General features: G+C 74.1%; 8 protein-coding genes. 5 read left to right on the top strand and 3 right to left on the bottom strand.

Features of this window, described 5'->3' with window-relative positions:
• Positions 1-77: 77 nt before the first annotated feature.
• Positions 78-1346 (bottom strand): aspartate kinase, encoded by a 1269-nt coding sequence (locus tag I6A81_RS42475; protein ID WP_203007596.1) that lies wholly within the window; start codon positions 1344-1346, stop codon positions 78-80.
• A 633-nt stretch (positions 1347-1979) separates the two neighbouring features.
• Here I6A81_RS42475 and I6A81_RS42470 point away from each other — a divergent pair.
• Complete coding sequence (locus I6A81_RS42470; RefSeq protein WP_203007595.1) at positions 1980-2564, top strand: TerD family protein; 585 nt, start codon at positions 1980-1982, stop codon at positions 2562-2564.
• Between the two features lie 686 nt (positions 2565-3250).
• Positions 3251-4336, top strand: coding sequence for a zinc-binding alcohol dehydrogenase family protein (locus I6A81_RS42465; RefSeq protein WP_203007597.1), 1086 nt, complete (start codon positions 3251-3253; stop codon positions 4334-4336).
• 241 nt (positions 4337-4577) lie between these two features.
• Here I6A81_RS42465 and I6A81_RS42460 read toward each other — a convergent pair whose 3' ends face one another.
• Positions 4578-8213: an AfsR/SARP family transcriptional regulator gene (locus I6A81_RS42460; protein ID WP_307875262.1), complete on the bottom strand. Its 3636-nt coding sequence runs from the start codon at positions 8211-8213 to the stop codon at positions 4578-4580.
• Positions 8214-8504: 291 nt separating this feature from the next.
• Here I6A81_RS42460 and I6A81_RS42455 point away from each other — a divergent pair, with 291 nt between their 5' ends.
• Positions 8505-9767 (top strand): methyltransferase domain-containing protein, encoded by a 1263-nt coding sequence (locus I6A81_RS42455; RefSeq protein ID WP_407661488.1) that lies wholly within the window; start codon positions 8505-8507, stop codon positions 9765-9767.
• A gap of 207 nt (positions 9768-9974) precedes the next feature.
• Here the strand turns inward: I6A81_RS42455 and I6A81_RS42450 are convergent, their stop codons facing one another.
• Positions 9975-10430, bottom strand: coding sequence for a hypothetical protein (locus I6A81_RS42450; protein ID WP_203007740.1), 456 nt, complete (start codon positions 10428-10430; stop codon positions 9975-9977).
• A 511-nt stretch (positions 10431-10941) separates the two neighbouring features.
• Between I6A81_RS42450 and I6A81_RS42445 the strand changes: the two genes are divergently transcribed.
• Positions 10942-11607 carry a hypothetical protein gene (locus I6A81_RS42445; RefSeq protein ID WP_203007741.1) on the top strand — a complete coding sequence of 222 codons (666 nt, stop codon included), beginning with the start codon at positions 10942-10944 and terminating at the stop codon, positions 11605-11607.
• Between the two features lie 119 nt (positions 11608-11726).
• Positions 11727-12571, top strand: an 845-nt coding sequence (locus I6A81_RS42440) for a recombinase family protein (RefSeq protein WP_203007742.1), incomplete at its 3' end; no start/stop codon positions are given.

Below are 12571 nucleotides of genomic sequence, written 5' to 3'. Positions count from 1 at the left end.
CCCGATCCTCCCAGCTCAGGAGCACTTTCCCATTTCCGACACACCCACCAGACGATCACCGTCATGAAAGCCCTGGGCTAGCGGCCGCTGCCGGCGTAGACGACGGCCTGGTTGTCCGGGTCGCCGAGCTCGAAGGCGTCGTGCACGGCCTTGACGGCGCCGGGCAGGTCGGTGTCCCGGACGACGACCGAGATGCGGATCTCGGACGTCGAGATGATCTCGACGTTGACGCCCGCGTCCGCGAGCGCGCCGAAGAACCGGGCGGACACGCCGGGGTGCGACTTCATCCCCGCGCCGATCAGCGACAGCTTGCCGATGTGGTCGTCGTACAGGGTGCGGTCGAAGCCGATCTCGGCGCGCACCTTGTCCAGCGCGGCGAGCGCCGTGCGGCCGTCGGTCTTCGGCAGGGTGAAGGAGATGTCGGTGCGGCCGGTGCCGGCGATGGACCCGACCTGGACGATCATGTCGAGGTTGACGTCCGCGTCGGCGACCGCGCGGAAAACGGCCGCGGCGACGCCAGGCTTGTCCGGGCAGCCGACGACCGTCACCTTCGCCTCGCTGCTGTCATGCGCGACGCCGCGGATGATGGCCTGTTCCACGAGCTCAGCCTCCGGTAGTTCGGTGACCCAGGTGCCCGGCTTCGTCGAGAACGACGACCGGACGTGCACGGGGACGCTGTAGCGGCGGGCGTACTCCACGCAGCGCAGCATGAGGACCTTGGCGCCGCTGGCGGCGAGCTCCAGCATCTCCTCATAGGAGATCTTGTCGATCTTCCGTGCGTTCGGCACGATCCGCGGGTCGGCGGTGAACACGCCGTCCACGTCCGTGTAGATCTCGCAGACGTCGGCGTGCAGCGCCGCGGCGAGCGCGACCGCGGTGGTGTCCGAGCCGCCGCGGCCCAGCGTCGTGACGTCCTTGGTGTCCTGGCTCACGCCCTGGAAGCCGGCGACGATCGCGATCGCCCCCTCGTCGAGGGCGCCGCGGATCCGGCCCGGCGTGACGTCGATGATCCGCGCCTTGCCGTGCGTGGAGGTCGTGATCACGCCGGCCTGCGAGCCGGTGAACGAACGCGCCTCCGCGCCCAGCTTCGAGATCGCCATCGCCAGCAGCGCCATCGAGATGCGCTCGCCCGAGGTGAGCAGCATGTCCAGCTCGCGGGCCGGCGGCAGCGGGGACACCTGCTCGGCGAGTTCGAGCAGCTCGTCGGTGGTGTCACCCATCGCGCTCACGACGACGCAGACCTCGTTGCCCGCGCGGCGCTGCTCGACGACTCGTTCGGCCACCCTTTTGATCTTGTCAGCGTCCGCTACGGAGGAGCCGCCGAACTTCGCCACCACCAACGCCATGGCACCCAGGCTACAGAGCGCGGCCCCGCTGCCTCGGGTGATGTTGCCCTGTGTCGCCGCCACAGCCGGCCTTTCAGCGGACCGCCGCGGCTGGCGCCGGCCGGGCTGCCGCGGCGGACGCAGGGCGAGCGGGCACCGCGCCCGCGGGCACCCGCGCCCGTCGGGTGCGTCGGCGATGACGCGCTTGGTCTACTGGCCGCGAGTGCCGATGCTCGACCGCGGCTGGCGCCGGCCGGGCTGCCGCGGCGGACGCATGGCGAGTGGGCACCGCGAGCGGGCACCCGCGCCCGTCGGGTGCGTTTCGGTGGCGACCGGGTGTGTCGGCGATGACGCGCCTGGCCTGCTGGCCGCGGGTGCCGGCCTCGACGGGGACCTCGATGGCCCGGCCTGGCTCCGCCTGGGGCAGACCTTCAGCCATCTCCTCGTGGCGTGTTTGTTGTTTTCTCCGCGCGACTTCAGTGGTCTGATGTCGTGGAAGGTGCCTGGTCGTGGTACTGGTGGTCGCTTGCGCTGTCCGGCGCGCGACGGGCCCGCCGGCTGCTTGGGCGGGCTGTGCGAAGGTGGTCGCGACTAGAGGCAGTTCACCGTCATGGCCGTCGACGCTCGATGAAGAGCGGCCAGGAAGGACTCAACATGGCCATCAGCCTCGCCAAGGGTGGAAACGTCAGTCTGACGAAGACAGCAGCGGACGCTGGCACCCCGCAGCTGACCCAGCTCACCGTAGGTCTGGGCTGGGACGCCCGCACCACAACCGGCACCGAGTTCGACCTGGACGCCTCCGCGATCGGCGTGAACGCCAGCGACAAGGTCGTCTCGGACGGCCACTTCGTCTTCTTCAACAACCTGCGGTCGCCCGACGGCGCGATCACGCTGTCCGGCGACAACCGGACCGGTGAGGGCGAAGGCGACGACGAGTCGGTCGTGATCAACCTGGGTGTCATCCCGGCTGACGTGGCCAAGATCGTGGTCCCGGTGTCGATCTACGACGCCGTCAACCGCAGCCAGAACTTCGGCCAGGTCCGCAACGCCTACATCCGGGTCGTCGACCAGACCGGCACCGAACTGGTCCGTTACGACCTGTCCGAGGACTACTCGACCGAGACCGTCGTCATCTTCGGCGAGGTGTACCGCAGCGGCGCCGACTGGAAGTTCCGCGCCGTCGGCCAGGGCCACAACGACCTTGCCGGTCTCGCCCGCGACTACGGCGTCAACGTCTGAGCGCCTCGAAGGTCGCTGGCGCGACCGCTCGGCGCTCAGACTGTCGGGCGCTGAGCGCCCTCCCTGCCCCGATCCCGGGTCGGCCTGGAAAGTGCGGGGTCGGGCCTGGTCCGGGGTCGGGTTCGGGGCTGGGTTGCGCTGTCGGGCGGCGGGCGTTCGGGTGAGTGGCGTCGTTTGCCATCGCCGGGCGGTCGTCCGGCGATGGGTGCTCTCCCTGCCCTGATCCCGGGTCGGCCTGGAAAGTGCTCTGAGCGCCTCGGAGGTCGCTGGCGCGACCGCTCGGCGCTCAGACTGTCGGGCGCTGAGCGCCCTCCCTGCCCCGATCCCGGGTCGGCCTGGAAAGTACGGGGTCGGGCCTGGTCCGGGTCGGGTTCGGGGCTGGGTCGCGCTGTCGGGCGGCGGTCGTTCGGGTGAGTGCCATCGTTCGTCGGCGTCGTACGTCGCCTCCTATGCCGAGGCGCCGCCGTCCGCCCGGGTGTGGCCGCGCGTTCGTCCTGTCCGACGTCACGGGCAACCGTGTCAGACGCCAGCGCCATGAGAAGCACCGTTTCGTGGCGCTGGCGTCTGACAAGACGCCCGGATCCGCTCGGGTGTTTGCCACGACGTGGGAGAGGCGCGGCTGGGCGGACGCCGACGTGCCGCGGTGAGAACCTGTGGTCATGGGGGCGGGTACGACGGCGCAGACGATGACGGGTTGGCAGGTGGCACGGCCGGGCCCGGCGGCCGGCGGGCCGCTGCGGCGGGTCGAGCTGCCGGTGCCTGAGCCGGGTCCCGGCCAGGTGCGGCTGCGCGTGCTCGCCTGCGGGGTGTGCCGGACGGACCTGCACCTCGCCGAGGGTGACCTGGCGCCCCGCCGCCCGTTCACCATTCCCGGCCACGAGGTCGTCGGCCGGCTCGACCTGGCCGGCCCCGGCGTGGACGCCGAGGCCCGCTGGCCGGGCCTGTCACCTGACAGCCGGCTCGGCATCGCCTGGCTCGCCGGCACGGACGGCTCCTGCCTCTACTGCCGTCGCGGCGCGGAGAACCTGTGCCCCGCGTCCACCTACACCGGCTGGGACGTGGACGGCGGGTATGCCGAGTACGCCGTCGTGAACGCCGACTACGCCTACCGGCTCCCGGGCGGATACGGCGACGGCGAGCTGGCCCCGCTGCTGTGCGCCGGCATCGTCGGCTACCGGGCGCTGCGCCGGGCGGAGCTGCCGCCACGCGGGCGCCTCGGCATCTACGGCTTCGGCGCCTCCGCGCACCTGGCCGCCCAGGTGGCGCTCGCCGAGGGCGCCACCGTGCACGTCATGACCCGCTCGCCGGCCGCCCAGCGGCTCGCCCTCGACCTCGGCGCCTCGTCGGTCACCGGCGCCTACGACGCCCCGCCCGAGCCGTTGGACGCCGCGGTGCTGTTCGCCCCGGTGGGTGATCTGGTGCCCGTCGCCCTCGCGGCGCTCGACCGCGGCGGCACGCTGTCGATCGCGGGGATCCACCTGACCGACATCCCCGTCCTCGACTACCAGCGGCATCTTTTCCAGGAACGGTCGGTGCGCAGCACCACGGCCAACACCCGCGCCGACGGCGCCGAGTTCCTCGAGATCGCGGCCCGGCACCGGCTGGAGGTCACGGTGGCCCCCTACCCGCTCGCCGCCGCCGACCATGCCCTGGCCGACCTTGCCGCCGACCGCGTCACCGGCGCCGCCGTCCTCTTCCCGGACGACCCCACCTTCCCCGACCATCCCACCCGGCCCGGTTCCGAGGCGTCAGCCGAGACACGCGCTGTCTGACGCCGAACGACGGACCCCGACACCGCCGCGAACTCAGCTGCCGACGGCTCTCCCAGGCGCTTCTCGCGAACCGTGGGCCGTGCGGGTGCCCTTCCGTGCCGCCACACCGGTTCCGGCCGCCAGGACTGGCCCTCTCGCGTCTGGTCCTGGGAACTGTCCATGGGTTGTGGCGCCGATCAGGATGGTTTTCGGCACCACAGCACATGGGATCACCAGTCGGACGCCTTGATCCAGGAAGGATCTAGTCCGCCGGGCGGAGCCTGGCCAGGTCGCGCAGGGCGGCCGCCGTCGCGGCGGCGACGTCGTGGGGGTCTCCGAGGGCTCGTTCCCGGGCCGCGGCCGCCTCACCCAGGGCCGACCTCGTCCATCGGTCCACCTCGACGAGCCGGGCGGCCTCGTCGCCGTAGCTCGGCTTTGGCGCGTCCGCGCCCACGCCGACGGCGCCGAGCAGCCGGGCCGCGGCGGCCGGCGCGTCGAGCCGCCGGAAAAGCACCGGCAGGTTGCGCAGCGCGGTGAGCAGATGCGTGCGGTCGCGTTGCGCCAGCCAGTGGCCGAGCACCGCCTCGAAGGCGCTGACGGCGGCGGCCGGGTCGCCGCGGCGCGCCCGCACCGAGACGGCCGACACCCGGGCCACCCCGCCCAGGAACCGGTTGTCCACCCGGTCGGCGAGGGCGATCGCCCGGTCCAGCAGCCCCAGGCAACGCGCCGGGTCGGCGTCGAGCACCAGCTCGGCCTCGGCGTAGGCGAGCCAGCCGGCGTCCGACGGCGCCAGCCCCGTGAGCGGCGGCGCGTCCGCCAGCGCCGCGCGCGCCGCGTCGCCTCGGCCGCCATAGCTGCTCGTCGTCACCAGTGCCGCGATGCCCAGGGCCTCGTAGTGCCGGTCGCCGATGGCGCGGGCCGTCGCGACCAGCGCGGTGGCGGCCTCGATCGAGGCGTCGATCCGGCCCGCGTACATCTGGGCGTCGGCGAGCACGTCGAGGGCGTGGCAGCGCTGCGGCCGTGTGCCCGCTACCGCGACCGCGCGCTCGGCGAGCGTGGCGGCCCGTGCCAGTTCCCCACGGTTCGCGAGCCCCGCCGCCACGGTCGCGAGCAGCGCGGCGAACGAGCCGCGATCCACCTCCTCAGGCACCTCCGTCTCGCGGGCCACCTCCGCCTCGCCGGGCGGGTTTGCCTCGCGGGTCCCCTCCGCTTCGCGGGTCCCCTCCGCTTCGCGGGCCCCTTCCGCTTCGCCGGGCGCCTCCGCCTGGCCGGCCACGTCCGCCTCGCCGGGCAGGTCCTGGCCCGGCTGGGCTGGTTCGGAGCCTGGCCCGCCGGGACGCGGGCCCGGCGGCGACGTCAGCGACGCCGGGCACACGGCGGCCAGTACGTCGACCGCCCACGTCAGCGGGTCCACGCGTGCCCGGGACACCGCGAACACGTGCAGCGCGGCGGCCAGGTCGACGGCGAGCGCCGGGCGCGTCCGCAGCGCCCAGCGCTGGGCGGCGCGGATCTCGGGAAGCAGGTCGACGATGCGCTGGTGCGCCCACGGCTCGTCGGGGGTGCGCAGCATCGCGTCCGCCTCGCGTAGTGCCGCCAGCACGTGCTCGGCATGCCGGGCCGCCGCCGGGTGGCCGCCGGCGGGTGACGCGGAGGGCTGGGCGGGCGCCTCCAGGCGCAGCCGAGCGTACTCGCGGACGATCTCCAGAAGGTGGTAGCGCGACGGGCGGCGCGCGGCGTCGACGTCGACCAGCGACCGGTCCGCCAGGCCGTCGAGGAGATCCAGCGTGACGGCTTCGCCGAGGCCCGCGACCGCGGCCACGTCCATGGCGGCGACCGGCCCGGCGAACACGGACAGCAGGCCGAGCAACGCGCGCTGGCCGTCGTCGAGCAGCGAGACCGACCAGTCGATCACGTCTTCGAGTGTTCGGTGCCGGTCGGCCGTCGTCCGCCGGGGGTCGCGCAGCAGGCCGAACCGCCCGCCGGCGGCTGGTCTGGCCTGCTGCCCGGGGCGCCCCGGGAGCCCGCCCCCGTCACCGGGACCACCAGCACGACCGTCAGCGCTCGTCTCGCCGGCGCTCGTCTCGCCGGTCTCCACCTCGCCGGTCTCCACCTCGCCGGTCTCCACCTCGTCGGCCTCGCCGTCGAGCCGGTCGGCGAGCTCGCCAGGGGACATTCCGCGCAGCCGCGCCGCCGCCATCTCGATCGCCAGCGGCAGTCCGTCGAGCCGGCGCACGATCCGGCCGACGGCGGCCAGCTCCGCGTCGCCGAACGGCAGCCCGGGGCAGGCGGCGCGGGCGCGGTCGAGGAAGAGCGCCTGCGCGGACCCGTCGCCGCCGGAGATCGTCAGGGGGGTGACCCGCCAGCAGTGCTCACCGTCGACCCCGAGGCGTTCCCGGGAGGTGGCCAGCACCCGAGTCCCGGCGCCATGCTCGACCAGCATGGCGACGACGGCCGCGACGTCGGCGACGACGTGCTCACAGTTGTCCAGGACGAGCAGCAGGTCCAGGTCGGCGGCGCCTGCCAGGGCGGCCTCGGCGTCGCCGTCCGAGACGGCGACGCCGAGCGCGTCGGCGACCATCGCGGCGATCGGCGCGCCCGCGGGCACAGGGGCGAGCTCCACGACCCGCACACCCGCGGTGAACCTCGCGGCGAGCCGGTCCGCGAGGTGCAGGGAGAGCCGTGTCTTGCCGACGCCGCCCGGCCCGACGAGGCTGACCACCCGCGCCTCGGCCATCAGCCGGGTCAGCGTGGCGAGATCGTCCTCCCGCCCGACGAGCGAGGTCACCGGCCGCCGAAGCCGTCCCGACACGGGCGACGGGCCGGCTGTCGCCGAACCGCGGGGCGTGGCGGCCGTCGACGCGTCCTGTCCCGCCCGGCCGGCCAGGCCGGGCGGGCGTGCGGACGTGGGGAGCGGGGCGCCCGACAGGACCAGAGCTGGGACGTCCGGAGCCGGGGCACCCGGGGCTGGCTCGTCCGGAGCCGGGGCGCCCGAAGCTGAGCTGCCCGGAGCCGGACCGGTCGGTATCGGACGGGTCGAGGGCGGGCCCGCGGGCGGGCTCGAGGGCGGGCCCGCGGGCGTTGGACCGGGCTGGCCCGGCGTCGCGGGCGACGCCGGGTCGTCGGCGCGCAGCGCCTCCCGCTGGGCGGCGCGCAGCCTGCCGCCTGGGCGAAGACCCAGCTCGTCGAGCCGGTCGCTCGCCCGCCGGTAGGCCGCGAGGGCGTCCGCCGACCGGCCAACCGCGCGCAGCGCCAGCACCAGCGTGGCCCAGGCGCCCTCCCGCCACGGTTGCTGGGCGAGCAGCTCCTCGGAGGCGGCCACGGCGTCGGCCGGCCGGTCGGCGGCCAGCAGCAGCTCCGCTCGCCGTTCCAGCGCCGCGTCGCGGGCCTCGGCGAGTCGGACGACGGTCGGGCGCAGGGCCGGGCTGTCGGCGAACTCGCCGAAGGCCGGCCCGCGCCAGGACGCGAGCGCCCGCTCGACGATCGCCAGCTCCTCGACCGGCCGCGCGGTCCCGCGCGCCTGGTCGAGCAGGTCCTCGAACACGGCGACGTCGACGCGGTCACGGTCCAGCGTGAGCGACCAGCCGCCCGGGTGACTGCGGACCAGGTCACTGGGCCGCGCGGCGTTCGTGGGCTGGAGGGACGCGGGCTGGCTCGCCGGGCGCGGGCGGGCCTGGCCGAGGGCTCCGCGCAACCGGGAGACGTGCGAGCGCAGCGACGCCTGCGCCGTCGGCGGCGGTTCGTCGTCCCAGATCGCGTCGACGAGACGGGCGAACGGCACCACGTCGCCCACCCGGGCGCCGAGGATCGCGAGCACGAGCCGCTGGGTGGGACTGCCGAGCGGCACCTGCCGGCCGGCGTCGTCCACCACCTCCACAGGCCCGAGCAGGCGCACACGCACCAGGTGATCGTAGGAACCCGGCCGCGTGGCGGGCGCCGGCCGGTCGCGTTCCGGTCGGTCGCCTTCCGGACACGGCGGGACGTCCGCGCTGGTCATGGGGCCGCCGCGACCCGGCCGCCATCCGGGTGCCAACGAGCGGCAATCCCGCCGCAAGCGCCGCTGGCGACGCTGACCTTCGTGGCGGCGGCCAGCCAGGCGCTGTGCCGGTGACGCGGACGACGGCGGCGTGGACGACGACGCGGACGACGACGCGAAACCACGCCGCGGACAGAGACGACACGAACAGGTGTGATCACAATGAGTACCGAGACCATCCAGGGCCAGGTGGCCGACGACGCGGTTTCCGGCGACGCGGTCCACGGCGACGCGGTCCACGGCGACGCGGTCCATGAGGACGCGGTCGGCGCCTTCGCCGAACGGGTCTTCGAAGCGGCGCTGGGCGCGATGGAGCTGCAGGCCATGTACCTCGGCGATCGGCTCGGCTGGTACGCGGCGCTCGCCGAGCGCGGGCCGATGACCGCGCCGGAGCTCGCCGCCGCGACCGGCACCGCGCCGCGCTACGCCCGCGAGTGGCTGGAGCACCAGGCCGTCAGCGGCTATCTGACCGTCGACGACCAGACCGCCCCGGCGACCGCGCCGTCGGTTTCGCCGGCGACCGTGCCCGCGCCGCCGGTTTCGCCGGCGACCGTGCCCGCGCCGCCGGCTTCGCCGGCGGACACCCGCCGGTTCCGGCTGCCGCCGGCCCACGCCGAGGTGCTCGCCAACCCCGACAGCCTCTACTACCTCTCCCCGCTGGCCCGTTTCCTGAGCGCGACGGGCCGCCAGGCGCCGGCGCTGCTGGACGCCTACCGTGGCGGAGGCGGCGTGAGCTGGGAACAGTACGGCGCCGACGCGCGCGAGGCGCAGGCGGCGCTCAACCGGCCCCTGTTCCTGCGCGCCCTCTGTCAGGAGCTGCTGCCGGCGGCGCCCGACGTGCACGCCCGGCTGCTGGCCGGCGGGCGGGTCGCCGACATCGGCTGTGGCTTCGGCTGGTCGTCGATCGGGCTGGCCCGCGGCTACCCGGGCATCACCGTCGACGGGTACGACCCGGACACGCCGTCCATCGTGGACGCGGAGCGCAACGCCGATCGCTACGGCGTCGGGGACCGCGTCTCGTTCCACGACGTCGACGCGGCCTCGGTCGTCGGCAAGGTCGCCGACGCGGGCGAGTATGACGTCGCGTTCGCGTTCGAGTGCGTCCATGACATGTCCGACCCGGTGAGCGTGCTGGCCGCCGCCCGGCGGCTGCTGCGCCCCGACGGCTTCCTGGTCGTCATGGACGAGCGGACCGAGGAGACGTTCACCGCGCCCGGGTCACCGATCGAGCGGCTGTTCTATGGCTTCTCGGTGGGCGGCTGCCTTCCGGACGGGCTGTCCCGGGCGCCTTCCGTCGGGACCGGCACGGTGATGCGCCCGGCGACCCTGGCCGGCTACGCGGCCGAGGCCGGGTTCTCGTCGACCGAGATCCTGCCGATCGAGCATGAGATGTTCCGCTTCTACCGGCTGCTGCCCTGACCGTGGCCCGGGCGCCGTGGCCCCGACCAGGGCGTCCGGGAACACGGTTCTCGGAAACAAGGCATCCGCTGACGATCTCGTCTCCCTGACGATCTCGTCCGCTGGGAGGTCCGCGGGGAGGTAAGCGGTCGGGGAGGCCGGCGGTCGGGCAGGCCGAAAGCCGATCCGGAGGCCGGCATCCGGGGGATCCCCTGGGAGGCCGGTGATTCAGGAGGTCTGCCTGGCGGACCAGATTCGTAGCGCGGCCAGGCTGACCGCGGTCAGCGCGGCGGCGGTGGCGACCTCGCGGGGGAGGCGATGCCGGGCCTCGTTCTGGATCGCCTCGTGGAACCGGTCGAACCGGGCCGGCCAGGGGCTGCGTCCGACGAAGAACCGGCCGATCTTGTCGGTGTCGGGCAGGCAGGCGCCGGTCATTCCGGCGAGCACCGCGAGCCGGGCGGTGGCCGGCGCGGACGCGGTGAGCAGCGCCATCGCGGCCAGCCCCGCGACGCCGTCCTTCTTCGCGATCGGCAGCCACTCGGGCTCGGTGTTCGGCCCGGTGCCCCAGTGCGGCAGGGCGTCCATGGCGAGGTGCGACAGGAAGCCCGCGACCAGCGCGACCTCCGGCCGGCGCGTGGCCATGCCGACCAGGGCGCCCGCTCCGACGTGCGAACTAATGATCATTTGACCCGCCTCCGACCAGACCCGTCCCGGACCTCCCGGATCGCCGACCTCCCAGATCGGCGATCCGGTCCTGCCTGATCGGCGGAGCCAATCGGGCAGGGACCCCGGATCGGGCAGGAGCCCTGTCACCGATCCAGGAGGGAGACCCGGAGGCCGGCGGACTCTCGGGGCCGGCCACGTAGCCCACGCTGCCATCCGCCCGCCGCCGAGCCGCCACCGGGGTGGGAGTCGGCGCCGACGTTCCCGACGACCGGGCCCATCCACCGAATGTCGCGATAGCGCCCGAGATGTACGCGTATTGCGAAGCGTGAGGGCTGGATGGCAGACTGTTCAACCGCTGGAAACAGAGCGTGGTTCCCGCCCGACGCCAGGCTTCCGCGTGGGTGGGACGCCGCGGGCTCCCGGCGCCCGAGCGGCGCGTTGGGCCGGCGAGGACAGAGGCGTCCAGGACAGAGGCCTCCGGGCCAGAGGCGTCCGGGACGGAGGCGGCGGGGACAGGAGGCGAGGGGACATGGTCGGGCTGACGGAGCCCTGGACGACCGCCGGCGGCGTCGCCCCGCTGCGCATGCTGCGCATGCTGCCCCTGCGCGCCGCCGTCGCCAGCGCCCCGCGCGACAGCCGCCCGCTGCCAGGTCTGCCGTCCAGCGCGGTCGTGTCGGTCGCCTGGCGGCTGGACGGGGCCGGCCGAGTGGTCGGCGCGATGCTGCCATCCGGGCACCCCGACGGCGGTCCCCTCGGCGCCCGGGTCCTGGCCGGGGAGGGAATCTGGCTGGCGAAGATGTGGCCGGTCGGCCAGGAGGTCTCACCGGACGGCGCGCTGGTGGAACTCGCGGCCGAGCCGGTCCGGCTGGTCGTGCACGCCCCCGGTGGGGACATCGCCGGTACGCTCGACCAGCCGTGCCGGCCGCCGGTCGACGCCCGCGGGATGAGCGGGCTGGTCAGGGACCTGCGCCGGGACAGCCGGCAGGTGCGGATCAGGGTGGCCGACCGGGTGTGGTGGCTGCGCGCGGCCGGCGTCTTCGGGGTGCGGGTCAGCCGTGGGGGCCGCCCGGTCTACACGACCCGTGGGATGCTCGGGAACTTCGCGCCGGACGCCGACGAGCTCGACATCAGCGTCGTCCTGCTCACGCTCGCCTCCATCCCCAGCTCGACCTACGCCCCCATCCTCGGTTTCTAGTTCCGTACCCAGCGACGCCCACCCGGCCGCTGGCCACCCGGTCCCGCGAGTGGCCGCCCCGAAGTGTCCGCCAGAACGCGAGCCAGACGTCATGTCGGTTACTACCTACAATTATCAGTATGGGTACTGGTAGGCAAGCAGTCTCGGTGGTCGTCGCGCGCGCGGATGTGCGGTCCGCGTTGATCTATGCCCGTCGGTCGGTGTTGGACGACGGGAAGTCGGTCAGTGACCAGGAGTCCGAGGGCCGGGAGGACTGCGCCGACCTTGGGTGGGACGTGGTCGATGTCTACACCGACAACGGCCGTTCCGCGTCGGAGTTCGCCCGCCGGGACCGGGAGGACTGGGCGCGGCTGTTGGCCGATCTGCGCGCCGGCCGGGGGGACGCCCTGTGGCTGTGGGAGGCCAGCCGTGGTGATCGGAAGCTGACCGAGTGGTCGCAGTTGTTGGACTACTGCCAGGACCACGGCGTGCTGATCAGGGTTGCCAGCCATGACCGGACCTACGACATGGCCAACGCCCGTGACTGGGAGACGCTCGCCGAAGAAGGCATCCGGTCGGCAGCGGAGACCAAGAAGATCTCTTTGCGGGTCCGTCGGGGCGTGGCCGGAGGCATCCGCAAGGGCCGCCCGCAGGGGTCGGCGCCGTATGGCTATCGGCGGGAGTACGACCCGGAGACCAAGAAGCTGGTCGCGCAGTACCCGGACCCGGTAACGGCGCCGGTAGTCGCCCGGATCATCCGGGAGGTAGGCGAGGCCACGCCGTTGACCAGGATCGCGAACGCACTCAACGACGAGGGCATCCCGTCACCGAAGGGCGCCGAGTGGGCAGCGGTCACGGTCCGCCGGATCGCGACGAACGAGGCGTATGTAGCCCGCCGGACCCACGGGGGCAGGGTGCATCCGGGCAACTGGGCGCCGCTGGTCGATGACATCGCGTTCGCCGCCGCCGGCCGCGTGCTGTCCGA

It is taken from the genome of Frankia nepalensis (assembly GCF_016786325.1).
Taxonomy (GTDB): Bacteria; Actinomycetota; Actinomycetes; order Frankiales; family Frankiaceae; genus Pseudofrankia; species Pseudofrankia nepalensis.
This window is presented reverse-complemented; position numbering and strand designations above follow the sequence as displayed.

Coding starts and splice junctions, on each gene's coding strand:
- I6A81_RS42470 (WP_203007595.1), top strand. CDS start 1,980: ATGGCCATCAGCCTCGCCAAGGGTGGAAACGTCAGTCTGACGAAGACA.
- I6A81_RS42445 (WP_203007741.1), top strand. CDS start 10,942: ATGGTCGGGCTGACGGAGCCCTGGACGACCGCCGGCGGCGTCGCCCCG.
- I6A81_RS42465 (WP_203007597.1), top strand. CDS start 3,251: ATGACGGGTTGGCAGGTGGCACGGCCGGGCCCGGCGGCCGGCGGGCCG.
- I6A81_RS42450 (WP_203007740.1), bottom strand. CDS start 10,430: ATGATCATTAGTTCGCACGTCGGAGCGGGCGCCCTGGTCGGCATGGCC.
- I6A81_RS42475 (WP_203007596.1), bottom strand. CDS start 1,346: ATGGCGTTGGTGGTGGCGAAGTTCGGCGGCTCCTCCGTAGCGGACGCT.